The organism is Yoonia sp., from assembly GCF_046292185.1.
GTDB lineage: Bacteria > Pseudomonadota > Alphaproteobacteria > Rhodobacterales > Rhodobacteraceae > Yoonia.
Genome location: NZ_JBKBQY010000004.1, coordinates 21800 through 48464 on the forward strand (window position 1 = coordinate 21800; position 26665 = coordinate 48464).

Sequence of the window (26665 nt, forward strand, 5' to 3'; positions counted from 1 at the left end):
ATCAAACCGCGATCAAAGCTGGAAAAGGTGCAGCGAATGCCAAACGAACCCAAACCCGCCGCCGAAAAGCGCCCCCCGACCAAACGCCGCGAACATGATCAGGGAGATCACGAAGGATCAGCGCATACACCCGATGAATTCGATGTGATGAAGCCGGGCACAAAGCCACCCAAGCCAAAGAAGCCCGCGGCAGATCACTAGATTTTCGTGGCCATTTTCCGACAAAAAATGTCCCGCACTACGGAACCTTTTGTCATGCTTCACGTTCATACAACGGCGGTAGGTGCATTTTGCTGCCAAGCATTTTATTTGGGGGTGACGCATGTCGCAGAACGCTGGGAAAGAAACGCGGTATCGGTGGATCGGTACCGCAGTAGCAAGTATCGCCCTTCTCGGCTGGCTCCTCGCCCTGTATTTCTGGTCTGTATCTGCCGAAGCGCGGAATGATCTGGAACGGCAGATCGCTCTGCACGGCACAGCCGCAGAGCTTGATACGCGCATCGCTGCCCTGCGTGCCGAAGCGGACGAAGCCACCACGACCCGTGACGCGAGCGCAGGTGAACTGGAAACCCTGACCCAGCGCCTGGAAGAAACACGGTCCGAGGTCGCGGCTCTTGATGATGAATTGCAGGCGCTGCGCCAAGAACGTGAAACCCTGGAATCCGAACTTGTGCAAGGCCGCGACGAAACGGCCCAGATCGAAACCACCCTGACCGAGACACAGGATGCCGTCACGACGGCGACACAGGAACTTTCCGATATCGGTGAACGTCTGCAGGAAGCGCGGCAACAAGAAGCCGATCTTCAATCACGCATTGCTGACCTTTCTTCCGAAGCTGCACAACTGGCAGAACAAGCCGCAAACGCCGAAGAGCGTGTTCAGGCCGCGCGCGACGCAGAGGCGTCCGCAGAACAAAACCTTGCGACCGCGCGACAGGAACAGGACGACATCGAAGCAACGCGCGAGGCGCTTCAGCGATCTGTAGACACGCTTTCGCAGCGCCGCGAAGAGCTGGCCGCTGATGCATCTGCGGCTGAACAGCAAACCCGGGCGATGCAAGAGATGACAAACGAATTATCACAGATGCTTTCGGACCGCAGCGAACAACTCTCCATTCTCGAACAACGCATTACCGTCGTACAGGAAGAAACAGGCGCACAACTTCGTGCTGACGCTGCTGGCATTATTCCGGATACCCGGTACATACACCGATCAACCAGCACCACGTTCAGTTCCGACGGGACATTCCAGATGCGCAACACGCTCAATGACGAGAGCGTCACCGGCACCTACGCATTATCCGAGGGCATGATCACGCTAAGCGAAGTGGAGGGGGACGTGGGTGAAACCGAATTTCCCATCACCTGTGATGTCACGTTTGACGACGAAGGATTTACTTTTGAAGATGGCGACGGGTCCTGCAACATCCTGAGCGGTGCCACGTTTACACGCAACGCGGACTGACTCCCTCGCTCTAATGCTCGTATAAAATGCAAAGATCGCAAAAGATTGAAAGCTGGTCCGCTATGCACATAGGGCGCACCCAGTATCATTGGGTACGCGGACATGGCTGTGGTCGTGGGCGTTGGAAACATGCGCCCGGGCAAACATCTGTTCGGGTAATCATCAAGAGAATGCGATAACGGAAAACAGCCATGAAAGATAATACCGGTGCGGCAACTAATGACGGTATATGGGAAGAACAACGTCTACGCTTTGCCACCGAGGCCGCAGGTGTAGCGCTATGGTCCTGGCACGTCGAGACAGATGAATTCACGATGGACGAGCGCGCATTTGAGATCTGGGGGATGCAACCCAAAAGCGCCGTTTCCTTTGAGGAACTATCGACACGAATTCACCCCGTAGACCTTGAAAAGGTCGGTGCTGCCTTCAAAGCCACGCGTGAACGTCCCGGGCAATACGAGATTGATTTCCGAATTATGCACGGCGACAAAATTCGCTGGGTCTCTGCAAGAGGCCGAGGTGACGACGAGGGCATCCGGAAAGGGATCATGTATGGCGTGTTCCTTGACGTGTCATACCGCAAGTTGGCCGAAGAAGAGCGTGATCTGATTTCAAGAGAGATGGTTCACCGGATTAAAAATCTGTTCAGTGTGTCATCCTCGTTGGCGGCCATTGCGGCAAGAAGCTCGGATACGAAAGAAGAAATGCTGAAGGATTTTACGCTTCGTCTGCGTGGCCTTGCAGCTGCTCACGAACTTATTTTGCCAGCTTTTCATGATCAGAAACATTCCGTTTTCATCTACGATCTACTTGAGACGCTTTTGAAGTCCTATATGCACAAGAATACCAGCAGCAAGACCGTTCACATCACAGCACCCAAGGTGACAGTGGGGGAAACCTCGATCAAATCTGTTGCCTTGCTCATCCATGAATTGGCCACAAATTCGCTAAAATACGGCGCATTATCACAGGAAACCGGACGACTGGTCCTGACCTGCATGGAGAACGAGGATCAAGTGCAGGTCGATTGGCAGGAACACAGCGCGTCGCCACCCAATGAAGTGACCGAATACAACGGCTTTGGCAGTGAAATGATGGAAAGGATCATCCAGTAGGTAAACGGCTCGATCAGTCGCGATTGGACCGATGACGGTTTGCGCGTCAGCCTGCGCATGAGCAAGGCGCTGCTAAGCGCGTGATCGCGCCTGCGTCGAGACTGAACCACTAAGCAAGAAGCTTGACCTGCTAGCCCGGCAAACGAAAAGGCCGCAGCGCTGACCCCAGCGGTGTCATATCTGGAAAGAATCCGGCGCCTTGCCGCCTGACCAGCCAGTCCGGACCGAAAGTAACCCGGATCGGCGGGGGTGAAACCTTCCGCCCCGACGACATCCCTGATCGCAGGATCGCTGGTGTCAGCCATGGCCAGCAGGCGGCCCGCCATCGTGACTATTGCACCAGTCGCGCAACGAATGGCGTCTGTGTCTTGCATTGCATGCCGCCAAGAATTGCATTGACCATGGCGTCGCCTGCATTGGACGAAATGCTGTAGTCAAAGACGCTGCTGCCCTGCACTTCGGTCGGGCTGACAAGGCTCAGGGTCCAGATCACACTGGCGGCGGTCGCACCATCGCTGCTGCTCATCGCCTCGTCCGCCAGAACACCCCGCCAGGTGCGCGCGCCGGTGCTGGACCAGCGCACAAGGCCAGCGGCTTCTGACATCAGCTTGTCAGGGTGAAAACTGCCACCCCAGTTGATCTGGCGGGCCTCACCGCTCATCGGTGGTGGGCCACCCGCCCCGCCCAAAAGCGGACAGGCGGAGGCATCTGTCGCCCCGGCCGCTATCCGCCATACACCGTCTTGCGGGGCCAGTTCGTCAAATAATTGCAGCGGGCAACTGCCCTGTCCGCCATAAAGCAGGTCAAGATCCGCAGGGGCCATCGCGCTCCACCCCAGCTTGCCGTCCGGGGTGCGCACCAGCACCATGTCTTCGGCACCAGCGGGAATATTGACCGGCACGGTTGCAGCGACTTCGTCCAGTGTCAGTTTGCTCACGCGACAGCTGCAGCCACCCTCGGTACAACTGGCGATCTGGATTTTCTGGCCAGTCTGCGCCGTCGCACCGCATGTCGCGGCAAGCAGCACTGCGATTGCAGAAATCAGATATCGGCGCATGGGTTACTCCGTCTGTGCAGGGGCGAGCAGAAGATCCAGCAATTGGTCTGTGCTGATATCTCCTGGCGTGATTTCGATGAAGGTTGGGTCGGCGGGCGTGGCGGGTTCAATTGCCTCGGCATTTGCGGCCTCGGTCGCTTCGGCGACGATGGCATCGGTGAAATGAGACCCGGCCTCTGCCAATGTCATCGGCAGGAAATTGACCTCTGCCGGGCAATCGCTGGTCTGGATGCCGTCTCCGACGCTGAAACGGCATTCTGGGGTTTCAAAATCCAGCGTGATATCGGCGCAGGGGGCCATGAGCATCAGATCGGCGATGCTTTGCCCCGTGCTGCCAAAGGAATGGATTTCAAAGACCAAGGGGGCATCTGCATCCAGAATGCTGCGCAATTCGCGGCCATTGGCGCTGGCTGTGACCGGGGCGATCATGGTATAATTGTCACCCTCCGGCCCCGTCAGAGATGCCGAGATAAAACAGCCAGCCCCGAATTGCGTGGTGCCGCTGGGCATGACTTCGATCACATTGGCATCGGCGGCGGCGGTGATCGCTTCGAATTCGGTGCCGCCGAACATATCACCATTGATGTCCAGAAACCGGATTTCATAGAAACCGGGCTGGTCGGGCACTGGCAGAACCTGATCCTGCCCGCCCATCAACCGTGCTCCGCTGACCGAAAACAGCGCCGGACCATCACGGTCATAGGCACCATGCACGGCGATCGTGCCCTGAAACCCGTCAGGTGCCGTCATCGTCACAGGGAAAAACCCGCCTGATCCTGCAACAATCGGTGTCTCAGGCAATTCCATCGTTACCTCATCCCATTGATAGACCGGGGCGAGCGTCACCGTCTGCGCCATATTTCCGGGCGTGACCGTGACATTCCGGTTGCGGTAATCCCGACCGTTGATGGTGGCGCGGATGTCGTAGACATTGCCGACGATCAGCGCATAATCTTCCATCGACATCGCGCCCAGGAAACGCTGACCACTGGTGTGGCGCTCATCTTCTCCGCTGACCAGCGTGACTTCCAGTTCATAAACCGCATCACCCGGCACCCCCGGCAGCGTCAGACTGACCGGGCGTTCCTGCGTCCCGGTCACCGGCTGGCCGCGTTCCATCAGCGGCGCGATCATGCTGGCGGTCAGCGCGGTGGGGATATCCGCATCAGCAAAGTGGCACAGGCTGCCCAGATCATTGGTGTCATAGCAGTTGCCGTTGCTTTCCAGCCATTGACGCGGGTTGAGGTACAATGCCTCTCCGTCCGGGCCGAAAAGTGACATGCTTGGGTTGACCATTTCCACAGGCGTGGCAGAGGCAGTCTGGAACTCTGGCGCGGTCACGCTCCAGCCTTGCGGCAAGGGAACAGTGACACCGCTGGCGGGATCGGTCCAGGAACAGATGAATTCAGCGCAGGTAAAGACAGTTTCTGGCTGCAATGATCCGTGATCTTCGGGCGCGGGGCCATAAAGCTGATCCTGCATATCCGCGACATCGGGCAGCGGCATGGCAGTTGGCCAGAAAATGACCGGCACAGCATTCGGGCCGGATGCCATCCTGCCGGAAAAGCCGTCGCCATAAGGGGCCACGGCGATCACGAAAGGCTCTGGCGACACACCCGGATCAGTGAGGCGGATGATCAGTGTGCCTTCTTCCTCCTGCACGCTGTCAAGCGCGCTTTCGGTGCCTTGCGTACCGGTCATGATGGCAGAGGCGGTAAAGCGACCGGTATAGGCGGTGCCGGCGCTGTTGGTTTCCAGCGTGACATCGAGCATGGTCATCGCCTCTTCCGGCGTGCCGGCAGGTGCATCACGGGGCGGCACGGCTAGCACGCGCCACTGGCCTTCAAGGCCAAAGGCACCCGAATCCTCGTCATCGCTCGCATTGATCTGGACAGTGAAATCATTCACCTGCCCGGGAAAAATCGCAACATCGGCGGATAACGTGACTTCGCCCGGCGCATAGGCCGTCACACGCCAGTTGCCGGGTTCGAACGTCCCGGTAATGACCGGACCGGTGTCCATCGGTGCCCAAGCCTCGGGCGACATATCAGCATCCAGCGGCACCGCGTCCCATCTCACATCCGACTGCGGCACCTCGGGCGGCAGGCGGAAGGTGGCGGGGACAGTGGGCAACGAATCCTGTACGAGAGGAGCGGGCGGCGTATCGCCGATGGTAATCGGCTTGCGGGCGATGATCTCGCCCGCGCGACGGATTACCAGATCACGGACGCCCTCCACATCAGGCATTTTCAGCTTGGCGTGCAGCGACCCCCCGGGACCATAATAAAGCGCATATCCGCCCAGCAGATCGCGGTCATTTTCATCGACCAGATTGAATACATAGCTCGTCGCATAGCCGCCATCCATTGACAGCTGTATTTCCTCAAAAGGCTGGGCATAGCCGGGGGCAACAATGTTGACGGCCGGATCGCGCACAACTTCAAAGCTCTGTTCTGCAATAATGTCATAACGATTGCTGCGGGCAACCGCGACAACGAGGCGGTAAGTACCGGTCGCCAGTTCACCAGTCGCACCGCCGCGCATTCCCGGTTCGCGGCTGGTAATCAGGTCATCCCGCACGATCTGATCGCGGGTCAGCGACCCTTCGGGCCCGGTTGCGATAATCTTGTACGGTGTGCCGCCCAGATGGCTGGTGCCGGGGTGGGTGATTTCATAGGGAAGGCGCGCCGCCATACCCGCCTGCACCTGACTGATCGGCGGAATGACTGAAACCATTTCTGACCCGACAAAGGGAATGCCATGACTGCCACAGCATTGTGTCAGGCTCATCTGCCGCTCTGCGCGACCTTCGGAGCCTTCGGCCACGATCAGCCATTCGCCCGCTGGCAGCGAGGGTGAAACCCCTTCAAGGCTTTGCTGCGTACCTTCCGTCGTTCCAAGCGGGATCACCGTGCCATCGGGCGCTTCCGCGCGCCATTCCATCAAGCCGCGCGGCGTGCCAGTGCCGGTGTCACGAAACACGAAATGGTGGTCGAGCATGGCAGGGGTTTCCGGGGCCGCCGTAGGTTCGGGCGCGGGTTCCGGCATGACCGCACTGACCTGTTGCAACGCATTAGCCAGTTCCGCACCAGAATTGGTCTGGAACAGCATGCCACCGGTCTGGTCCGTGATGCAGGACAAAGCCTCGACTTCGACCGCACTCAGCCCGAAGCCGACGACATGGGCGCGGATGTCGATGCCTTCCGCGGCAAGGCTAGCGGCCAGTGCGCAGGGGTCGCCTTCGCAGTTTTCCAGACCATCGGTGACAAGAATGATATCCGCCGCCTCTGCCGATGGCGGAATCTGATCGCGCGCCATGGCGAGGCTGTCGGTCAGCGGCGTCATCCCGCGCGGCATCAACGCGCGCAAACGGCTTTCCAGCGATTGGGCATCGCCCTGACCCATGGAGTTAATCACCTCGATATCGCGGCAATCACCGCGCCGGTTGTGACCATAGGCGATGACAGACAATGGCACCGCCGCGTCGCGGCTGCCGAAAAAATCAGCCATCACGTCGCGCGCGACCTCGATCCGGGTCGTTTCGCCCTCGACCCGGTTCCACATTGACCCTGAGGCATCGAAGACAAGAACGGCCACGCGGTCCGCCATGACAGGGGCGGCAGACAGCATCAGCGCGGCAAAGGCAGGGATGAGGCGTTTCATGTGATGTCTCCAAGAGGTAGTGAAAGGGCCGCGTTGATATAGCCGTTCAGGATCGCAAGATCGGAGGCGAAGGCGGGGATCAACACGTCAGGGTCAAGCGGTTTCCAGTAAGGCGGCGGTTCGAATGCGCCGTCGAACATGGACAAAGGCGTCAGGACAACCAGCTTGCCCGGCACGATCACCATCCATGGGCGCAAGCCCATGCCGGCGGACACTTCGGACAGGCCGGTCACATCGCAGCGGGCCTCTGCCTCCAACCGGGTGAAACCGGCGCGCAGGGCCGGTGTGATGCGAGACACATCGCCAAAGACGGTATAGCGGGCGTCAAAATCCGCATCCCCGGTCGGAATCGCTTTTTGCCGATGCGCTAGCTTTTGCGAACCCTTGATGATTTTCGACGCATCTTTCGCCATGATCGTCGTCTTCTTGTCAGATTGGGCGGTTTCGGGAACTGCCACCTCGACCATCACATAGGTCAGGCCCTTGCCCTGCGCTTCCTTGTAGTTGCGGTCGCTGCCGAACGTCAGGCCGATCCGGCTGACAATGACGATGCGACCGTCGCGCTGGCCGGTCAGGCACATATCCACCGTCACCTTGCGCACACGGCTGAACAGCTTGAGAGCGTCGATTTCCTCGCGCCCGATCACCGGATCAGGATCAACGCGAAAGCCCATCAGATGGAGGGCCAGCGCATCGGTAATCTCGTTCCTGGTGGCCGCGCGGGGCGCTTCGGCCGCCTTGCCGAACAAAAACAACAGCGCGCCCAGGGCCCCGAGCGCTGCCAGAAACAGGCCAAGTCGGATATCGCCACTGATCCCCCAACCAAGCACCAGCCCCAACAGCGCCGCCCCCGGAAGCGCGCAGTAGATAAGAAAGTTATCCGCATGGGTCACATGCGCCGCGCGGTCGCGGTCAAGGCCTGCCATGACCGGTGCAAGCTGCGCCTTGAGCATGGCAAGATCATTATCCGGCAGCTCCGCCGCAACAGGCCGTTGCTGGTAGGATTCACCGAACTGCATGCCGCGGCTGAAGGCAGAATAACGCCCAACCATGCGCACAAGGCTGAACGACGCTGCGGTCGTCATGCGGTGGTGCCTTGCTGTGGTGCGGGGGGCGCCGCCTTGGAGATAGGCATGGTCCACGCCGCCGCGCGTGCACCCATCTTGCGAAATTTGTCTGATGCGCCCTCGATCCTGTTTTCCCAGACGGGGTCCGGCTGCTGCCCGTCGGTCACCTTGAAAAAGGCCTGCAGCATACAAGCGATGGCGAAGGGTTCGATCAGTGCGGCCTTGGCCGCCCAGGCAAAGACCAGCGCGAATACCACGCCACCTGCCGACCATGCACCGGGGATCAGATAGACGACCGCTGCGGCGGGTGCGAGCATCACCAGAAAGACGACCAGCGACAACAGCCACACGATCACGGTCAGCACGGCGGCGTTGCGCATCATCCGCCCCGCGTTCTGGCCGTAAAGCACAAGCGCGGTGCGGGCCGATGCCCAGGGGTTCGTGCTACGGGTGCGGATCGCATGCGCCAGGATCACCTCATCCACCAGCCCCACGGCGATGCGCAGAAAGGCGCGGACGATTCCCATGATCTGCTGCACGCCGGGGATCGGCAGGAAAGTGGCGATCCCCTGTACCAGCCCCGTGATCGCGCGCAGCACACCTTTGACCAGTTGATCAATGCCAAACAACACACTGGTTTCGACAAAGCGTTCCTTGACCACCGCGGTCGCATGGGCGATCTGGCCACGCCCTTGCGGCAGGGGGCGACCATCGATCAGCTCGACCAGCACGGCGATATGCCCCGCCTTGACGGTATAAAGGAGATATTCACGCAGGAAATAGATCACACCGGCTGTCAGGCCGAACCCGGCAGCGCCACCCCAAAAGGTCGCGCCGGTGCGAAATTCATCATCGCCGAAACCGCCTATGCCCCAGCCGATCCCCGCCCCGGTGCCCGTCACGATCACATAGGCGCAGGCGATGCCGAAATAGACCAATATCCGAAAAACAATAAACGGGGCCGTACGCACCATCAGGCCAAATGCACGGGAAATGCTGAAATCGGTCATGGAAACTCCTGCTTGTTTTGCAGGATTGTTTCGCGGTGTCCTAAGCGAAAGAAAACTACCAGATGGTAGCGAACCTGCACAAAGCTCAGACGATACCGTGCTCAGACCCTGCAAGTCCGGCGCGCATGCCTGCCGCAAGCGCATATCGCAGGATCAAAGAAGCGTGGCTGAACGGCAGGCTGTGACCTGCATCCTCCACCAGCCGAAAATGACCGTCGGGCAATGTCTGCGTCATCGCAAAGACGGCGCTTTGCGCGACTGTCTGGCTTTTCGCGCCGTGCAGCGCGATGAACGGAACGGTGATCCGGGACAGTTCATCATGCCAGTTTTCATTTGTGATCAGCATATCGCGGCGGAAACCGGCACCCCGTTGCCGCCACACCAACGAGAAAACCTCTTGCAGGGCAATCGCCCGTTCGGGGTGTGACATGACAGCCCGGTCAAAAGCGCAATCGCCAAAGACGAATTGCGGGATCAGATCGACCCCCTTGCGCGCAATCTGCGTCAGGCCCAGCATGACGATCCTGTCCATCAGCCCCGGCAGGTTTTGCGCGGCCCAGGCGTTCACGCGGTGCCGCGTCGGCATCTCTGCGGTTTGCGCCCAATCCTGCATCGGTGGGGTCGCGGGTGCGGCAATCAGCGCGGCGACCATATCCGGCCGGGTCAATGCAAACCGGGCCGCGAACCGCGTGCCGACATCATGTGCCACAACGACAACTTTTGTGATGCCCAAGGCATCCAGTGTCTGAACCGCATGCTCTGTCGCGCGCCCAAGGGTGTCGCCATCATCCGGCATGGGGGTATTTCCATAACCAGGCCGTTCCAGCGCGATGACATCAAGCCCCAACGCACGGGCTGCGGACTGCATTTCCGGCAGGGCGGCGATACCGAACAGCGCCCCGTGAAACAACAATACGGGAATGGCACCGGGCAGGCCCAGCCGGTGGAAACCCACCTCACCCACGGCATTGACGCGTACCGTCGTCGCCGACCCACGCCATGCCACACTGCCCTCCGCGTGGGTCGTGCGGCCAGCCGTCAGCGACAATGCATAGGCCAGCGACACCAGCTGCACCTGCGAACGCACGCCCGCCTTGGCCAAGATCGCCTTGATCTGCTGCCGCACGGTGCCTGCGGTACGTGTCAGTTCGGTCGCGATCACATCGGCGGTCTTGCCTTCCAGAAGGCGAAAATAGACCCGCTTTTCCCCCGCAGACAAACCGATCGTTTCGGCAAGCTGCTGTTGCACGCGATCATCAAGTCCGCGGCGCACTTCGTAAAGGGTGATCAGACCGCCATCCTCATGCATCACACCCAGCAGCAACATCGTGTCGCCGTCGGGTGTGGCGACGACAATCGGGGCCGGATCGCTGCTAAAATCCCTGCGCGCCAGAAACAGGCGTGCGGAATCTGGTGTTTCCATGATTTCGGCAATGCAGCAGCCCGGCTCCAGACGCAGCAGGCGCACGGCGGCGGCATTCTGGCTGACCACGATGCCTTGGGAATTGACGACCAGCACGACGGGCGCGTCCGGTGCAGGATAGTCTTGCACAATCGCATCAGCAGACGGCAGGCTTTGGATCGTGCGCGCGACATCGGCCATATCAAGGCCACCGCTGATCACATGCTCCAGTTTATCGACGAGATCGTCAAACTCCGGCGCCCGTGTTGGATACTTCAATCGTTCCGCCATTTTCACTGGTTCCCTACCGCCCGGTCTTGCCCACATTCTTCCTGGAGTTGAGCAGGCCTGAATATCATGCCTGCCTCTGCCTATGTGACGCAAGGTCAACTATGAGAGTGTCGCATGAAAATGGGTTGCAGTTATGCGCAGACCGCCAGCTTCTCATCTTCGCCCGCCGTTTCGTACGATTGGCAACCAGCCCCTTGTCAGACGACGCGGACGTAATTCGAAACTCTACACGGCTCAGCACCGCCACCTGCGCATCTTGGGAATCGCTTTTGGTTCACCTTTGGCCTAGACCGCCGCCATGTGCCCTTATGGAGTCGGATGATGACTCGCTTTCTGCCTGCGCTTTTCTTTCTTGTATTCGCTGGCTCCGCCATCAAGGCCGAGGTCAAACATTATGATCTTATGCTCGGGCAGCGGCAGCTTGGCGGCCTTGGTTTTGATACCGTCACGCTGGATCTGGTGTCGGATCTTGACAATACCCCGCTGGGTGTCGCGGACGGACATTTTACGGCGCAAACCCGTCCCGCGCGCACCGCCGAGGGAAATGCGGTCACGCATTACCTCGCGCAAAGCGCCGAACGGCAGATTTCAGTTGTCGTCAGCGCGGGCCAGGTGATTTCGACCAATGTCACCCCGATGCACGAAGCGACGGCGGCCTCTGCGCCAGAGGCGGTGCCGGCCGGAACAATCGTCTTAAATGAAGGTTTTGCCAAAATTGCGATGGCTGACACCTGTCCTGCGCCATTTACCATGTACGACGGGCGCCGAGTGATGCAGATCGCCACCCTTTCGCAATCCGCCGACGCCGCAGGTACGCTTTGCGACATGGATTACCATGTCATCGCCGGCCCTGGGCATCTGTCGCCGTTCCGCTTCACGAGGCTGAATATGGCTCTGCTTTACCGTGAAGGCGTGCTGCGGCTGATCACTGTCCGCGCAGGCGGTTTTGAGCTGCGTATGGTCGCGCGATAGGCACGACACCGGCCGAACGTCGCGCCAAGCGCCCACCCATATCAATGATAAATTCTTCCACCAGGCCGACATGCCAATGCCTTCACGGAGCGGGCACTTGGCGTTCCCGCTCAGGCCGACGGTGGTTATCTGGGCGGATGGAACTTCGGCAGCCATGCGAACGACCGCATAGACAAATAAGAACGGACCATTGTGAACGGTAGGTGTTTTGCGGAACGCTGTTTCTAAACCCGGGACTTTGCAAGACAGATGTGCCATTATCACCTGTGGTTTACGAATGCTGGAATTCGCTCCCATCGGCAGGACGCGGAACCGCCCTTGCAGCGACACGCCCGAGCGACGATGTGAGAGATCAATGATCATTCTTGAAGGATTGTCCCATGATACGTTCCGCCCTTGTCTTTACTGCCACGCTGGCTTTTGCAGCACCAGCGATTGCGCAAACCGATTTCGGCCCGCTGGTGAGCGCAGAAGCTCTTTCCACGCTCGTCGAAGCGGGTGACGTCACCGTTCTGGACATTCGCGGCGATGCCTATGGCGAGGCGCACATTCCCGGCGCGATCAGCGGCCCCTATGCGCTGTTCCGCGGACCGGCTGACAACCCCGGCGCGCTGCCGGCCGTGGCCGACCTGGAAGCAACCTTGCGCAGCCTTGGGATCACGACCGAGACAGCCATCGTCGTGGTTCACGAAGGCACGGACGAAACCGATTTTGGCGCGGCTGCGCGGGTATACTGGACGCTGAAATCGTCCGGCGTCAGCGATCTTGCCATTCTGAATGGCGGGCAGCGCGCGTGGACATTGGCCGAGCTTCCCACCACCGATGTGGCGACCGAACCGACGCCATCGTCGTTTGATCTGGACTTTTCCGATCAATGGCTGGCGACGACGGATGAAGTCGTCGCGCTGGTCGATTCCGGCAGCGCCCTGCTGCTTGACGCGCGCCCGCAAAGTTTCTGGGAAGGCGAGGATGCGCACCCCTCTGCCGCGCGTCCGGGCACCTTGCCGCAATCGCAGTATTTTGAGCATTCCAACTGGTTTTCCAGCGGTCCAAGCATCGTGAACGCCGACGCCGCCCGTCAATTGGCGGCGGATCAGGGGTTCACCGGGCAGGAAGAGCTGGTGTCGTTCTGCAACACCGGCCATTGGGCGGCAACGAACTGGTTTGCCCTGTCCGAGCTTGCCGGGGTCGAGAATGTGAAGCTTTACCCTGAATCCATGGTTGGTTATTCGCAGGGCGGTCACCAGATGGCAAATGTGCCCGGTGTGTTCCGCAATCTGCTGAACCAGTTTCGTTAAACCTGACCAAGGATAGCAAGATGTCATTTGCCCAAGCGCAGCCGACCGTCGAAAAGACACCCTATCTGCGGCGCACCGCGCTGGTCGGCTTGGCCGCCGCACTGGTCATGGCCGTGGCGGTGGCGGCAGGCGTGCGTTTCGGCATGCTGCTGTTGATCGGCCTTGGCTTTGGCATCGCGCTGGAAGGGTTGCGGTTCGGGTTCGCTGGGCCATGGCGCGCACTGATCCTGCGTCGGGAGGTGGCCGGTGTGCTGGCGCAATTGCTGGCCATCGGGATTGTCGCGCTCGTCGCGATCCCGCTTTTGTCGGCGCAGGATGGGGTTCTGATCGGGGCGCATGCGCCTGTTGGCTGGGCGATGCTGGGTGGTGCCTTTGTCTTTGGTATTGCGATGCAGGTGGTTCTGGGCTGCGGGTCGGGCACGCTGGTCAACGCCGGATCTGGTAATCCTGTGGGGTTGCTTGCCTTGCCCTTCTTTGCGATCGGCAGTTTTGCCGGTGCCTTTCATCTGTTCTGGTGGACCGATCTAGGTACGCTGGCGCCTGTCGTGCTGAGCGGGACAAGCGGGCTTGGCGTGACTTTGGCGCTGTTGGCTGCAGTGGCGGTTGTGTTACTGATCATCGCGGAACCGGGCAGCCGGCGGCTGCCGGGGCGGCTTTGGCTGGCGGCGATTGCCGTGGCGGTGCTGGCGATCGGCAATCTGGTTGTCGCAGGTCAGCCTTGGGGCGTGGTTTACGGGCTGGGTCTGTGGGCGGCGAAAGGTGCTGTCGCAGTCGGTGCGGACCTGTCGGGGTCTGGCTTCTGGTCTGCCGACGCCAACGCCCTGCGATTGGGTGAGAGCATTTTCACCGACGTCACATCGCTGACCAATATCGGGATCATCGGGGGCGCCGGGCTGGTTGCTGTCTGGCGGGTTGGAGGGCTTTCGGCGCAATTACCGCGCCTGCCGGCGCGCGCGTGGATAGCGGTGATCGTCGCGGGTTTCCTGATGGGGTATTCGTCACGGCTGGCCTTTGGCTGCAATGTCGGTGCGTTCTTCTCGGGGATTTCCACCGGCAGCCTGCATGGCTGGGCCTGGTTCGTGATGGCCTTTCTGGGTGCCGTGGTCGGGGTGCGCCTGCGCCCCGCGCTGGGGCTGGAGGCGCGGTCATGACCCGCAGACTGACCTTTGGTCTGACCATTGTCCTGCTGGCAGGGCTGATGTTCTTCGATCTGGCGACAGCGACGCTGAACCCTTATGCGGCCCCCGCCGCTTTCGCGCTGGGATCGGGTCAGGCGGCAGCGGGCGCGCATTGCGCAGCGATGCCGCGATAACTAGAAACGCTACTGACACGTGCAGCGCGGCATCCACCCAGACCAGCCAGTAGCAATGTCAGCCCGGAGCGAGCGGCACTCCGGCGCAGCATCATTAAGAAGCACCAGCGCCGAAACGATCCTATCAGCGCGATAGCCAAGACAGGCCGGGTCCGGCGAGAGCTGTAACGCTGCCGCGTCTACCTGCGCCCAAGCCCGCCTTGACCACCCTTATGATGAATCTGACGAAACCAGCCGATGGCTTGTCGCGGAGGCGGTGTCCTCAAACAGTGAAACTCAGGCACTCGCGTGGTAGCACGCGTATCCAACTTGCAGCTCTTTTGAATAGCGAAGGTTGAAGGGACAGTGCCGCGTGAGCCGGAACGACCGCACCGAGATGTTGCGCCATTTCAGGGTGCATCCGGCGACGCTTCATCAATGAAAATTCGCTGCGTCGCCGCAAGTCGCCTCTTGGGCTGGCGCTGAAGACCGGCGAGATAGCCGTCTAAACGCTCAGAGCGGACTATCGATCCTCAAGCTCCCGCAAAAGAAGGCGCATCACCTCGGCACCATCCTCATCACCCAAGGCTTCGACCCCGACCGCCAGCGCATAAAGCGCGCGGGGGGCGGCCGGATCGGTGACGCCGGCTTGCGTGCACAGACCGGCCAGCGCATCAAGCCTTCGTGCGTCCATCCGATGCAAAGCATCGGCCACGTCAGGTGCCGAAAGCGCCCAAGCGCGCAAGGCTGGTTGCAGCCCGGCACCGCCGTAAGAAGGGTCTCGACAGCCCGCTGCCTGCAGGCACAATTGTTCCAGACGCCCGCGTGGCGGCAGGTCAGGATCAAGCGCGGCCAGAATATCGGTGAAAGCGCGCGTTTCCCAAAGCTTGATCAGTTGGACAGATAGTCGGGCAAATCCTTGAAATGCCAGTAGAACGATCCCTTGGTCGTGCCTAGATCGCGCGCCAAGGCTGCGGCCCGCAACGCGCTCGGGCCGTGACTGGCCAGCGCGCGAAACCCGGCCATCAGCCAGTCTTCGTAGACGCTTTCAAGAAAGCAGGTCATCAATGGCTTTCTTGGCAGCTAGGTGATATTGGTCGTTTCAAAGTTCCAGTATTTCCAAGACTGACAGACGACCCCGCACATTTAGGGCCATAAAGGCAGATTCGATCCCGGCCTGATTGCTCCACATTTTATTGACCGAGAGCGCAGTCGCTCTGATGAGGACCGCTATGACATCCAAAGCATCCGGCACCCCGGCGTGGGGACATAAACAACTTCGCGCAGCGGTTGATGCGGCCGGCGTGGCGCTGTGGTCATGGAATTTGGACACGAACAATTTTGCCATGGATCCGCATGGCTATGCGCTATGGGATGTGCCGCTGCACCAGCCGCTGACGTTCGAGCTACTGTCGGAAAAGATCCACCCGGCGGATCGTGATCGCGTCAGAGAAGCTTTCCAGGCTACCAAATCTGTCGAAGGCGCCTATGAAATCGACTTTCGCACACAACTGAACGGTGACGTGCGCTGGATATCCGCGCGTGGCCATGGCGGTGAAATTGGCATTGTCGAACGCGCGATGACGGGGATCTTCATTGATATCAGCGGTCGCAAAAACGCCGAGGAAGGCCATGAGCTTATGGCGGGTGAAATGAGCCACCGGGTGAAGAACCTGCTGGCCATCGCAGCCGCTTTGACAAAGATTACCTCGCGCTCGTCAAGCTCGACAGAAGATATGTCAAAGCAACTGACAAACCGATTGATGGCCTTGGGACGAGCGCATGATCTGGTGCGCCCTTTGCCCGGCAATCAGGGCACGGCGGCGTTGCTGGGTGATCTGTTCACAGTGTTGCTATCGCCTTACGACGATGATGGTGCCTTCGCAGGCCGGATCAGGGTGGCAGTGCCGCGCATGGGTATCGGCAAGGCAGGAGCCACAGGTCTGGCCCTGATCGTTCATGAGCTCGCCACAAATTCGCTGAAATACGGTGCGCTGTCAGCCGAGGCAGGCACGCTCGACATATCGGGTGCGCAGGAGAATGATGAGGTCATCATCATCTGGAAAGAGCATGGCGGACCGAAGGTCGCCGCGCCGCCAAAAGGTGACGGCTACGGAAGTGAATTGATACGTCAGACGATGGAAGCCCAGTTCGGCGGTGAGATAAGTTATGAGTGGTCTCCCGAAGGCTTGATTGTCACTTTGTCGCTGAGCGTTGATAAGCTTTCAGCATAGTTGTGACCCAGCTTGCAGAATTCGCAACATGATAGCTGCGACCATCGAAGTTGTCGCTCTGGACGGACGGCGGATCGACAAGCTCTTGGTTTCTCGCTCGCCTTTACCTGACGTAGTCCCGGGTGACCGATCACGCCGATCTTAATCAGCGTCCGTCATGGCGGTCGTCAGTTTCAGTGAGAGAAACGAACCGAGGTTGCAGCTTTCTATCAGCTGACTGACGTGAAAGGTTCGATCAATCTCTGTTTGTTGGCGCATAAGACACCTTGCTTGCCGCGCGGCATGGCACCGCGCGGCGGGTGCGGCTTCAGTCGGCGTTTTCAGCCAGCCAATCGCGCATCTGTTCCATCTCTGCGGCCTGCGCTGCGATGATTTCCTGTGCGAGCGCCAGCATCTGCGGGTCCTGGCCATGCGCGATCAGCACTGATGCCATGTCGATGGCACCTTGATGATGCGCAATCATGCCGCAGGCGAAAGCCACATCGGCATCCTCAATCATCATCCCATCATGCATTGCACGCATGCTGATCATCATCCGGCGCATGTTTTCCTGCACATGTGTGGGCATGGTACGCAGATCAACGTCGTCCATCCGCATCATGTCCATCATGCCCGCATGCTCGCCATGCATGTCGCCGTGACCCATCGCAGAATGATCCATGGCATTCATGGCAGTTTCAACATTGCATTCTGCAGGCATCTCAAAGGCTGCATCCTGCGCTGCGGCTACGAAGGACAGCGCAAATGTTGCGGCTGCGGCTGTAAGAATTGTCTTTGCGTATTTCATTCTATTGCACCTGGTTTTTATGGATAGCGTGGAAATCCGGATTGGCAGCACCGCCCACGCAACATCAGCCGTTTGGGTCACGTCGACCCGCTTCGTGGCCAGATCGATGTCAGCCTTCGCAGCCGGATCAATCGATTGGATCGCTTTGTTGATCGTCTTGGCACAGCCGCCGCTACCTATTTTTCAACCTTGAACGGCATGCTTCTTCCAGTTGGACCTCCCATCGTGGGCTAGACATGGGTGTTCCAGCTACTGGAGGGTCAAGGCCTTTAAGGATAAATTTGTCGAGCCGCTATAGACCTTCCGGCAGCTGAGGGCCCCATGTGGTGTGCGTAAAAGTGGCATCAACCAAATGCGTCCACAGAAGGACCGGGGCTGTGATCAATCGGCGCCTCCTCTTAACATCTGTCGGTGGCATGCTTGCACGGGTTCTTGCTGTTCCCGTAATGACCCTCGGCTCGCCGGTTCTCAAAATGGGATCATCTTGACTCCTACGATGTTGTTCTCTGGACTGGATCAGAAATGCAGTTCGCAACATATTGAGGTGCTACCATGGCAATGACCCCCAAAAAGACCGCTACCCTTCACCGGATGGTCATGCCAGAGCATACCTGTCCTTACGGGCTCAAGTCGCTGGATCTGTTGAAACGGCATAACTACGCAGTTGAGGATCATCATCTGAAGACGCGCGCACAAACAGACGCGTTCAAGGAAGAGCACGATGTGAAAACAACCCCGCAAACCTTCATAGATGGGCAGCGGATCGGCGGCTACGATGACCTTCTCGTGCATTTCGGGAAAGCTGTGCCAGATAAGGATGCAACGACCTACGTCCCGGTGATGGCGCTTTTCGCAATGGCTGCAGCCATGGCTTTGGCTACCAGCTGGGCCGCGATGGGGCAGCTTATCACCATCGCTGCCGCCGAATGGTTTATCGCCTTTGCCATGTGCCTTCTGGCCTTGCAAAAGCTCAAGGATATCGAAAGCTTTTCGACGATGTTCCTGAATTACGACCTTTTGGCGCAGCGGTGGGTGCGCTACGGCTATATCTACCCTTTCGCAGAAGGGATTGCCGGAGTCCTGATGATCGCTGGTGCCCTGTTGTGGCTGTCCATTCCAATCGCGCTTTTCATTGGCACGATCGGCGTCGTGTCGGTGTTCAAGGCCGTTTACATAGATAAGCGCGCATTGAAATGCGCCTGCGTGGGTGGCGATAGCAACGTGCCGCTGGGATTTGTTTCACTGACCGAGAACCTGATGATGATCGCAATGGCAGTATGGATGCTTTTCAAAGTCACTGTGCTGGGACACTGAGACGTTCCTCTAGGCGGAACAAACCGCGGCTGTCATTGTTAATCTTCGAACAATATTGGGAGCGATGACATGATCACCTTTCGTGGGACCACCTTTTCAAGCTTGGCGGCAGGTATTTTTTTGATATCCGGTCCGGCCTTCGCCGAGACGACGCTGGTCGCATGCGAAAGCCAACAAAGCATTGAGCAGGCGTTGTCAAGCGATGGCGGCATCATGCCCGATGATTGCCGCCTGATCAGCGTTGCAAGACTGACAAGCGACGGGCGGGACCTGTGTCTTTTGGACCTGTCGCAAGCTGATGCCGATTTCATCAGCAGCTTGCGGGATGTGGCGGCCCCGGACCAATGGTGGGTTTTGTGCAGCGAGCTGGCAGAACTTGCGGTTTCCCCATAATGGTTTGGCGAACATTGGCTGATGTTGCGAACAGCAGGATCGTCATATGACAGACCCCATGCTTTTCAACGGCTGGGCCGGTCCGCTGCGCATTATGATTGTCGGAACCGCTGCCTATGTCGTCTTGATTTTCCTGCTTCGGATCACCGGAAAGCGGACGCTCAGCAAGATGAATGCGTTCGATCTTATCGTGACTGTTGCACTCGGGTCGACCCTGGCAACCGTGCTTCTGGACAATGCCGTGCCACTTGTTGAAGGACTGAGCGCCTTGGCGCTGTTAGTCTTTCTGCAATATCTGATCACTTGGGGATCTGTACGGTCAGCCTTCATGCGCGACCTTGTGAAGAGTGAGCCGAGTCTACTGGTCCGCGACGGCAAATGCTTGGACAACGCCATGCGCACGGCCCGGATCACGCAGGATGAGATCTATGCCGCGCTGCGACAACAGGGCGTGGAAAATATCTCAACGGTCAAGCTGGTAGTTCTTGAAACTGATGGTTCGCTGAGCGTCGTCGCTTGAGCCCATCCCCCGATTATACCTGCGTTACGACTGGAGCGTCGAAATCGTGAAAGTAGACGCGACGACCGACGGACGGATTTTTTTTGTAGGTCCATAACTGCGACCGCGACCTCCGACAAACTGCAGTTAGCATTCGAATAGGATTTGAGATTGAATCTGTTTGAAGCCGCTGCAAATCAACAGGTCGTCAACGCACACGGTCACTTTTTCAGGAACTTTCGCCGCGCCCCCCGATTGATCCTCGAACAAATGCACTGATCCGCAGCGAGGGGCTTACAATGACGATGACAAGACGCGAACTGCTGGGGGCGGTCGGCGCGACCGCCGGGGCGGCAGCGATGTACCACGCCATGGCCACGTTGGGTCATGCACAGGAATCAACATATCAGGGTCGGATTAACCTCGAAGGCGCGCCCAGCGAGGGAAACCGCGTTCTTGTCTTGGGTGCCGGACTGGCTGGCATGACGGCAGCACTTGAGCTGCGCAATGCAGGCTACGACGTTCAGGTGCTGGAATACCGCGAAAAGGCCGGGGGCCGATGCTGGACGTTGCGCAGTGGGGATACTTATACCGACATCAGCGGGACGACTCAGACTGTGGATTTCGAAGAAGGTAATTACATCAATCCCGGCCCGTGGCGCATTCCCTACAATCATCATGCAGTGCTTGATTACTGCAAACGCTTTGGGGTGCGGCTCGAACCTTTCATCCAGAAGAACCACAACGCATATCTGCACCGCAGCGATGCCTTTGGCGGCGAGCCGCAACGGTTCCGCCACATTGCGACGGATTATCGCGGCCATATTGCCGAACTTCTCGCCAAGGCGACCGACCAAGGCATGCTTGATGCAGAAGTGACGGAAGAGGATCGCGTGAAACTGGTCGAGTCCTTGCGTAGATTCGGCCACCTGAACGACGAGGATGCCTATGTCAGCAGCGACGCGACCAGCGGCTTTCGTGGCTACGCGCGCGAAGCAGGCGGCGGCAGAGATGGTGCCCCGGTGCCGTCCGAACCCATGGAACTCAGCGAAATTCTCCAGTCCGACTTGTGGCGTTGGCTGAGTGACGCTGAAAGCGTGAACCACCAAAGTGCCATTTTCCAGCCGGTCGGCGGCATGGATATGATCGCACAGGCGTTTGAGCGCGAAGTGGGTGATCTTATCACCTATAATGCCAAGGTCATTTCGATGATCCAGGAAGATGGCGGCGTTAGCGTCCAATACGAAGACCGCCAGAATGGCGGCGATCCTGTCGAGGTCACTGCCGATTGGTGTATCTGCACGATTCCGTTCTCTATCCTTGGTCAGATGGAACACAATCTTCCATCCGCAAAGTCGCGGGCCATCGATACGATGTATTACGCCGGTGCGATCAAATTCGGACTCGAGTTCAACCGCCGGTTCTGGGAAGAAGACGAGGATATCTACGGTGGCATTACCTATACTGATCTGCCTATCGCGCTTATCAGCTATCCGTCGAACGACTTTCTTTCCGGTGGCAGCGGCGTTCTTCTAGGCGGCTATGTCTGGGGCGCAAATGCCTACCAGTTCAATGCGATGCAGCCGGAAGAAAGCCTGCGCTGGGCCGTTGAGTATGGCGCACGCATTCATCCGCAATATCCCGAGGAGTTTTCCAGCGGCGTCAGCGTCAGTTGGCACAAGGTCCCGTGGGTTCTGGGCTGCTATGGCATCTGGCAGGATAAGGAAAACGACTACGAGCCGACGGTGGTGATGGGTCCCGAGGACCGGATCGTGCTCGCGGGCGAACACCTGTCGTATCTGCCTGCATGGATGGAGGGGGCAATACTTTCGGCGCTGGATGCAATCACGCAACTGCACGAACGCGCCACGAGCGACAGATCAGGAGAGTAAGATGAACACGAAAATCACAGCACGACGTGCGGGGCTGCTGGCAAGTGCCACGCTCACTTTAATCGCTCTTGCGTCTCACGCGCAGGACACGCTCGGCGAGGAGGACCTGCAGGAATCTTCGCATATCTCCGAGTTCCGCACCTTCGAGCCGGTGGAAAGCGAACTGCAGATTTTCGCCGCCCCCGGTGCCATAACGCATGAAGGCGGTGAGGCCGTTTACAACGCCGTTTGCAGCGGCTGCCACATGCCGGCTGGCGAAGGTGCCGAGGGAGCCGGGATTTACCCCGCGCTTGCAGATAACGAGCTGCTGGCCGCCCCGTCCTATCCGATCTACCTGATCCTCGAAGGGCAGCGCGCAATGCCGCCATTCGGTGGCATTCTCGACGATCAGCAGGTCGCGGATGTGGTCAATTATATTCGCTCAAATTTCGGCAATGACTTTGTCGAGGAATGGGGTGAGGCAACGGCAGAAGAAGTAGCGCAGACACGGCAATGAAAGTGAACATCATGAAAACGGCCATCCTGACACCCATGACACTTGCGGTTGCCATGCTCGCGGCCCCGGCCTCGGCCCAGGACGTCATCCGGCACCCGATTCCCAACTCGAACTTTCCGATTGCGCGCGCGGTCGAAATTCCTGGCGACGCGACAGTCGTCTATCTGAGCGGCGCCGTGCCTTCAGTGATCGATGACACCGCAGAGCCAGGATCGGCCGGAGCTTATGGCGATACCGAAGCGCAGACCGTCTCGGTTCTGGAAGCGATTGAGGGCACGCTGGCGGATCTGGATCTTACCATGGCCGATGTCTTCAAGATGCAGGTCTTCCTTGTTGCGCCGGAAGAGGGTGGGATGGATTTTGCCGGGTTCATGGACGGCTATACCCAGTTTTTCGGCACTGATGAACAGCCCGAGCTTCCTGTCCGCTCCGTCTTTGAGGTCGCAGGACTCGCAAATCCCGCCTGGCTGGTGGAGATCGAAGTCACGGCTGTGCGCCCGCAGGAGTGAGCCCTTCGCGTCCGGCGTGTCCGATCGATGGCAAGGTCGACAAGGCGTCTCGTTATCGGCCTTTCGTCAACAGGATCAAAGGGGGTCGCGGCACGGGGGCTGAGTAGAGATTTAGCTCAGAGAGAGTGGTGCCCCATGACGGACTCGAACCGCCGACCTTGTCCTTACGAAGGACCTGCTCTACCAGCTGAGCTAATGGGGCATTATGGACCCTGCTATGGCCCTACCATTTCTTCTCATGTGCCGCGAAGTTACTGGTTTCGCAAGTCAATCTAGCGGGGGACCCGCAAATTTCGAATGACGTGCTCTACCGACTGAGCTACAGCGGCTTACCGGCGTGGCTGATATCACCATGGTGCGTCACCGAAAAGCGCTTTTTTCAAGATCGCTGGCGATTGCCTCGGCCTCGACCTCTGCAAGGTCGGGTTCCTCGTCAGCAGGTTGCGGGCCGACGATCAACGGCAGCATCTCCGTGCCCGCGGGCATCGGGGTTTCGCCGCTGGGCGGGCGCTTCCAGGACAAGGTGTCAAACGCACCGCAATTCTGACAGGTAGGGCCCCACTGTGTGTGTATATGCTGGCAATTATCGCAAATCCACTGTGGGCCGCGCGGCGCTGTCACGGCCCGTGTCAGCCAGCCGCGGACGATAGAATCCTCTTCCCCTGCCCCACGTTCTATGGCGGCCATCAGGGTCAGACTGCGCGCCGTCGGGTCAATTTCGACCAGATCGGCGATGTCGCGTTTCGCGGCGGGAAAATCTTCTGCCGCGATATGCAATTCAGCCATCAGCATCTTGGTTTCAGGATGGTCCGGCGTGGCCTTTACCAGGGTCTTGAAACGTTTCAGACGCGCCTCTGATGTTTCATCAGGGACGATTTCGGCGAAAACCGTGGCCAGATCGGGATGCGGCTGCGCAGTCCAAGTCTTGGTCAGCACGCGGGTCGCATAACGGGCGCTACCCTGCTCGATATAACCCCGGGCCGCCATGATCGCGGCAGGGATCAGGTCCGGTGACAGACGGTTGGCTTCTATCGCAGCCTCACGTGCCTCGATGGTTTTACCTTCATCCAGCACATCGCGTGCTTCGGACAGGGCCAGTACTGCGTCACGGCGGCGGTGCACGTCGCGCGGAAGGGTGCCAGATTTCAGCTTGGCCCCCAATGTGCTGCGCGCGCCTTTCCAATCCGCCTTTTCCGCCTGCAATTGCAGCAGGACGTCCTGTGTCTCCGCGTGATTGGGTTTCAAAGCAAAGGCCTTTTGCGCCAGTTTCAGCGCCAGATCAGTCTGCCCATCGGCCAGTTTCTGTTTCAGGATGCCGCGCACACCGACAAACCGGGTACGGTCGTCAGCCAGCAATTTTTTATAGGTTTCTTCCGCCTTGCGCCGGTCGCCGGTCATTTCCGCCGCCTGCGCTGTCAGCAGATTGGTCAATTGTGGCTGGCGCAGGTACTTTTCCGCCCGCGCCGCCTTGGTCATGGCCAGATGCCCTTCGCCAGACGCCAGCGCCATCATGCCTTCGGACAGCGCCTGATAGCCTTTACGTTCGCGATTGCGGTCAAAGTAACGCGAAATCGCCGTCTCATCCCCGTTCAGGAAATGGTAAGTGGCGACCAGCAACGCCAGCAGTTTGAGGGCCAGCCAGACGGCCGCGACCAAGGCCACCAGACCGAACACCATTTCCAGCGTGGTCAGGCGAAATTCGATACCCATCACAGCAATCGTCGCCCCGCCATCGACCTCATACAGCATCGTGGCGCCATAGGTCAGGGCGGTGACACCCAGAATGAAAGCGGTGATTTTAATCAGGGACCAGATCATTTTTTATCGCTTTCAGTTGTCACGCAGGGATGACGCGAGGGTTTCGGCAGCGGCGACAGCATCGGCCCGCGCTTCTGCCAGGGCCAGCCAGTCTGACAATTCTGCCCGGGCAACCTCTGGCAAGCTGTTAACTTCGTTCAATGTATCGCCCAAGCGGCCGTTGCGCAAAGCCGCCTGCGCACGCGACAGGATTGCATCGACATCGTCGCCGTCACGCGGATCGACGGACCGAACCTCGAACTGGTTGCGCAGAAAGGCCGTGATCCCGGATGTATCCTCGCCGGCAACACCTTGGGTGCGGGCTCTGGTCAGGGCGGCCCGGGCATAATCCGGGAAACTGTCTTGCAGCGCGGCCAAGGTCGGCACACCGTCCTGCACAGCCAGCAAGGCGTCAGAAACGGGTTCACCAAGCACCTGTTCCAGATCCGTCAGGGCTGCAGTAATCGGCGCGCCGCTTTCGATACCCGTCTGCACCCTCGCTAGGGCAGCTCGCCCAGCAGCATTGCGGGCGGCGGCGGCGGCGTTTTCCTCGATCGCGGCGGCTTCCGCGCGGGCGGAATCAAGCTCTGTCCGGGCGATGTCGGTCAGTTCAGTCAGTTCGGCGCGCAGCGCGGCGATTTCAGCCTCAAACGCCGCGGTATTGGGCGCGAATGCCTCGCCCTCACCAGTGGGCTGATCCTCTAACGCTGCGATCCTGTCATCGAATTCCGCGCGCATGGTGCTCAGGTCATCGCGCAGACCGGCAAGTTGGCTGGCAAGATCTTCCTGCGCCTCTGTCACAGATGTCAGATCTACGGGTTCCGTCGCATCTACCCGCTGCTGCAGGGACGTAAGGCGCGCATCCTGCGATGATAAGATTTCATCCAGATCGGCCTGCGCCGGCGGCATTGTCAGGCTGGCCACGGCAAAACCGATGGCCCCAGCGACAACCCCGCCCAACAACAAAGGCAGAAAACCCGGTCCCGATTTCTGTAGAGGCTCCAGCGATTTGGCAGGTGTGGGTTCTGGCGGTGGCGCCTTTGGCGGCGCGGGTTCCGGCTCCTGCACCACGGTGTCCGGCGAGACAGGATCGGTCGGCGGGGCCGCTGGCGGAGCCGCTTTCGCATGCACTTCCGGCGGGATTACATCGGAAGAAGCCACCCGCGATTCGGGTGCAGGGCGAGGATCAGACGCCGCTTTTGGGCTCTTGCCAGTGGCACGGGGCCGTTTGGGAGGTTGTTTCGCCAAATTGTGCCCCTTTCCTTCCAATCACTTAGTTCGTATCGGTTGCAGTCAAGTTAACCTGCACACGCCTGTCCCTCAAGTCAGGCAGTGTTCACATATGCCGTTCCGCCACGGTGCCAAGCCGCTTTAACGTTGCGCCGATCATCGCATCGGCATCCGGCATCGCCGCGACGCTCAGGCTTTTAACGCCAATCGCAGCGGCAGCACCTTGCACCGCTGTGCTGATCACAATCAGATGGACAGGCGCAGAGAACGGACCCTGTTCGCCAAGGATGGTCGCAGTGCGCGGGGAAAACAAGGGCAGGATGACCGGGGCATTGCCCTGCAAGGCATCAAAGGCCTCAGCGCTCAACGCTTGCGCGACCTGATCATAGGCGACGACATCAACGCATGGGATGGCGGCAGCCGTCAGTTTTTCGGCGATCCCGCCGCGAGTATGGTAGCCACGCAGATGCGCAAGTGGTCCTTCAGGCCGTCGGCTGATGATCTTCTCAGCCAGACGGGTCGCGTCCCCCGGCCCTGCGATGGCGTCAAAACCGGCCTCCAACGCCAGTTGCGCGGTCTTTTCGCCTACGCACCAGGCGGGCAACCCGCGCGGCAGATTGGTCGTACCAGAGGCCGCAACACCGTGACCAGAGGTAAATATCACGCCCCTCACACCCGCAAGGTCAGCCAGTACCGGCTCGGGGATGATGCGCAAAAGCGGCGAGAGGATGATCCGCACCGCACCGGCCCAGCGCGCGGCGATCTCTGCGGCGAATGCCTCTGCCTGCGGGGCGGGGCGCGTCAGGATCAGCACTGGTGTCATCGGGATCCCATTGTTTGCAGGCTGGTGCAGTGTTACCTGCGTTTGACAAACACGCAACAG

At 59.3% G+C, this 26665-nt stretch carries 26 protein-coding genes and 1 tRNA gene; 14 read left to right on the plus strand and 13 right to left on the minus strand.

Annotation, left to right across the window (positions count from 1 at the left end; translation table 11 throughout):
• Positions 1 to 36: 36 nt before the first annotated feature.
• Positions 37 to 201: a hypothetical protein gene (locus ACK4TM_RS01540; RefSeq protein WP_409695663.1), complete on the plus strand. Its 165-nt coding sequence runs from the start codon at positions 37 to 39 to the stop codon at positions 199 to 201.
• A 52-nt stretch (positions 202 to 253) separates the two neighbouring features.
• Here the strand turns inward: ACK4TM_RS01540 and ACK4TM_RS01545 are convergent, their stop codons facing one another.
• Positions 254 to 643 (minus strand): hypothetical protein, encoded by a 390-nt coding sequence (locus ACK4TM_RS01545; protein ID WP_409695666.1) that lies wholly within the window; start codon positions 641 to 643, stop codon positions 254 to 256.
• On the opposite strand from ACK4TM_RS01545, the gene ACK4TM_RS01550 reads away from it, so the two are divergent.
• Positions 626 to 1465: a hypothetical protein gene (locus tag ACK4TM_RS01550; protein WP_409695669.1), complete on the plus strand. Its 840-nt coding sequence runs from the start codon at positions 626 to 628 to the stop codon at positions 1463 to 1465. The two genes, ACK4TM_RS01545 and ACK4TM_RS01550, sit on opposite strands and share 18 nt — an antisense overlap.
• A gap of 191 nt (positions 1466 to 1656) precedes the next feature.
• Complete coding sequence (locus ACK4TM_RS01555; RefSeq protein ID WP_409695672.1) at positions 1657 to 2580, plus strand: sensor histidine kinase; 924 nt, start codon at positions 1657 to 1659, stop codon at positions 2578 to 2580.
• A gap of 331 nt (positions 2581 to 2911) precedes the next feature.
• Here the strand turns inward: ACK4TM_RS01555 and ACK4TM_RS01560 are convergent, their stop codons facing one another.
• From ACK4TM_RS01560 to ACK4TM_RS01580, 5 genes are all read right to left on the minus strand, one after another.
• Positions 2912 to 3637: a hypothetical protein gene (locus tag ACK4TM_RS01560; RefSeq protein ID WP_409695675.1), complete on the minus strand. Its 726-nt coding sequence runs from the start codon at positions 3635 to 3637 to the stop codon at positions 2912 to 2914.
• Positions 3638 to 3640: 3 nt separating this feature from the next.
• Positions 3641 to 7300: a vWA domain-containing protein gene (locus ACK4TM_RS01565; protein ID WP_409695678.1), complete on the minus strand. Its 3660-nt coding sequence runs from the start codon at positions 7298 to 7300 to the stop codon at positions 3641 to 3643.
• Positions 7297 to 8385, minus strand: coding sequence for a hypothetical protein (locus ACK4TM_RS01570; RefSeq protein ID WP_409695681.1), 1089 nt, complete (start codon positions 8383 to 8385; stop codon positions 7297 to 7299). The genes ACK4TM_RS01565 and ACK4TM_RS01570 overlap by 4 nt, the downstream gene beginning before the upstream one ends.
• Positions 8382 to 9377, minus strand: coding sequence for a hypothetical protein (locus ACK4TM_RS01575; RefSeq protein WP_409695684.1), 996 nt, complete (start codon positions 9375 to 9377; stop codon positions 8382 to 8384). The genes ACK4TM_RS01570 and ACK4TM_RS01575 overlap by 4 nt, the downstream gene beginning before the upstream one ends.
• Positions 9378 to 9462: 85 nt before the next feature.
• Positions 9463 to 11058 carry an alpha/beta fold hydrolase gene (locus ACK4TM_RS01580; RefSeq protein ID WP_409695687.1) on the minus strand — a complete coding sequence of 532 codons (1596 nt, stop codon included), beginning with the start codon at positions 11056 to 11058 and terminating at the stop codon, positions 9463 to 9465.
• Between the two features lie 333 nt (positions 11059 to 11391).
• On the opposite strand from ACK4TM_RS01580, the gene ACK4TM_RS01585 reads away from it, so the two are divergent.
• The 4 genes from ACK4TM_RS01585 to ACK4TM_RS01600 all read left to right on the plus strand — a co-directional run bounded on the left by ACK4TM_RS01585 (position 11392) and on the right by ACK4TM_RS01600 (position 14652).
• A complete protein-coding gene (locus ACK4TM_RS01585) occupies positions 11392 to 12042 on the plus strand; it encodes a hypothetical protein (protein ID WP_409695690.1) in 651 nt (216 codons plus the stop codon).
• A gap of 380 nt (positions 12043 to 12422) precedes the next feature.
• The gene (locus tag ACK4TM_RS01590) at positions 12423 to 13340 is read left to right on the plus strand and encodes a sulfurtransferase (RefSeq protein WP_409695693.1); all 918 of its coding nucleotides are present in this window, start codon (positions 12423 to 12425) and stop codon (positions 13338 to 13340) included.
• Between the two features lie 20 nt (positions 13341 to 13360).
• Positions 13361 to 14491 (plus strand): YeeE/YedE family protein, encoded by a 1131-nt coding sequence (locus ACK4TM_RS01595; protein WP_409695696.1) that lies wholly within the window; start codon positions 13361 to 13363, stop codon positions 14489 to 14491.
• Entirely contained in the window at positions 14488 to 14652 is a 165-nt protein-coding gene (locus ACK4TM_RS01600) for a hypothetical protein (protein WP_409695699.1), read from the plus strand. The genes ACK4TM_RS01595 and ACK4TM_RS01600 overlap by 4 nt, the downstream gene beginning before the upstream one ends.
• A 502-nt stretch (positions 14653 to 15154) precedes the next feature.
• Here ACK4TM_RS01600 and ACK4TM_RS01605 read toward each other — a convergent pair.
• Complete coding sequence (locus ACK4TM_RS01605; RefSeq protein ID WP_409695702.1) at positions 15155 to 15325, minus strand: hypothetical protein; 171 nt, start codon at positions 15323 to 15325, stop codon at positions 15155 to 15157.
• 197 nt (positions 15326 to 15522) lie between these two features.
• Positions 15523 to 15696: a TetR family transcriptional regulator gene (locus ACK4TM_RS01610; RefSeq protein WP_409695705.1), complete on the minus strand. Its 174-nt coding sequence runs from the start codon at positions 15694 to 15696 to the stop codon at positions 15523 to 15525.
• 167 nt (positions 15697 to 15863) lie between these two features.
• Here ACK4TM_RS01610 and ACK4TM_RS01615 point away from each other — a divergent pair, with 167 nt between their 5' ends.
• The gene (locus ACK4TM_RS01615) at positions 15864 to 16865 is read left to right on the plus strand and encodes a sensor histidine kinase (protein WP_409695708.1); all 1002 of its coding nucleotides are present in this window, start codon (positions 15864 to 15866) and stop codon (positions 16863 to 16865) included.
• Between the two features lie 307 nt (positions 16866 to 17172).
• On the opposite strand, the gene ACK4TM_RS01620 is transcribed toward ACK4TM_RS01615, so the two are convergent.
• Positions 17173 to 17535 carry a DUF305 domain-containing protein gene (locus tag ACK4TM_RS01620; RefSeq protein WP_409695711.1) on the minus strand — a complete coding sequence of 121 codons (363 nt, stop codon included), beginning with the start codon at positions 17533 to 17535 and terminating at the stop codon, positions 17173 to 17175.
• On the opposite strand from ACK4TM_RS01620, the gene ACK4TM_RS01625 reads away from it, so the two are divergent.
• The 6 genes from ACK4TM_RS01625 (at position 17525) to ACK4TM_RS01650 (ending at position 22755) form a co-directional block, all read left to right on the plus strand.
• Complete coding sequence (locus ACK4TM_RS01625) at positions 17525 to 17845, plus strand: hypothetical protein (RefSeq protein WP_409695716.1); 321 nt, start codon at positions 17525 to 17527, stop codon at positions 17843 to 17845. The genes ACK4TM_RS01620 and ACK4TM_RS01625 overlap by 11 nt on opposite strands.
• 365 nt (positions 17846 to 18210) lie before the next feature.
• On the plus strand, positions 18211 to 18966 hold the full coding sequence (locus tag ACK4TM_RS01630; RefSeq protein ID WP_409695805.1) for a MauE/DoxX family redox-associated membrane protein: 756 nt from the start codon (positions 18211 to 18213) through the stop codon (positions 18964 to 18966).
• Positions 18967 to 19405: 439 nt separating this feature from the next.
• Positions 19406 to 19879 carry a DUF421 domain-containing protein gene (locus ACK4TM_RS01635; protein ID WP_409695719.1) on the plus strand — a complete coding sequence of 158 codons (474 nt, stop codon included), beginning with the start codon at positions 19406 to 19408 and terminating at the stop codon, positions 19877 to 19879.
• A gap of 284 nt (positions 19880 to 20163) precedes the next feature.
• On the plus strand, positions 20164 to 21750 hold the full coding sequence (locus ACK4TM_RS01640; protein ID WP_409695721.1) for a flavin monoamine oxidase family protein: 1587 nt from the start codon (positions 20164 to 20166) through the stop codon (positions 21748 to 21750).
• 1 nt (position 21751) lies between these two features.
• A complete protein-coding gene (locus tag ACK4TM_RS01645; RefSeq protein WP_409695724.1) occupies positions 21752 to 22246 on the plus strand; it encodes a c-type cytochrome in 495 nt (164 codons plus the stop codon).
• Between the two features lie 11 nt (positions 22247 to 22257).
• Positions 22258 to 22755 carry a RidA family protein gene (locus ACK4TM_RS01650; RefSeq protein ID WP_409695727.1) on the plus strand — a complete coding sequence of 166 codons (498 nt, stop codon included), beginning with the start codon at positions 22258 to 22260 and terminating at the stop codon, positions 22753 to 22755.
• A 126-nt stretch (positions 22756 to 22881) separates the two neighbouring features.
• On the opposite strand, the gene ACK4TM_RS01655 is transcribed toward ACK4TM_RS01650, so the two are convergent.
• The 4 genes from ACK4TM_RS01655 to ACK4TM_RS01670 form a co-directional block, all read right to left on the minus strand.
• Positions 22882 to 22957 (minus strand) — tRNA-Thr (locus ACK4TM_RS01655).
• A 158-nt stretch (positions 22958 to 23115) separates the two neighbouring features.
• Positions 23116 to 24573, minus strand: a complete 1458-nt coding sequence (locus ACK4TM_RS01660; RefSeq protein WP_409695730.1) for a heme biosynthesis protein HemY — start codon at positions 24571 to 24573, stop codon at positions 23116 to 23118.
• Positions 24574 to 24585: 12 nt separating this feature from the next.
• Positions 24586 to 25800 (minus strand): COG4223 family protein, encoded by a 1215-nt coding sequence (locus ACK4TM_RS01665; RefSeq protein WP_409695733.1) that lies wholly within the window; start codon positions 25798 to 25800, stop codon positions 24586 to 24588.
• Between the two features lie 88 nt (positions 25801 to 25888).
• A complete protein-coding gene (locus tag ACK4TM_RS01670; protein ID WP_409695736.1) occupies positions 25889 to 26605 on the minus strand; it encodes a uroporphyrinogen-III synthase in 717 nt (238 codons plus the stop codon).
• Between the last annotated feature and the right edge of the window lie 60 nt (positions 26606 to 26665).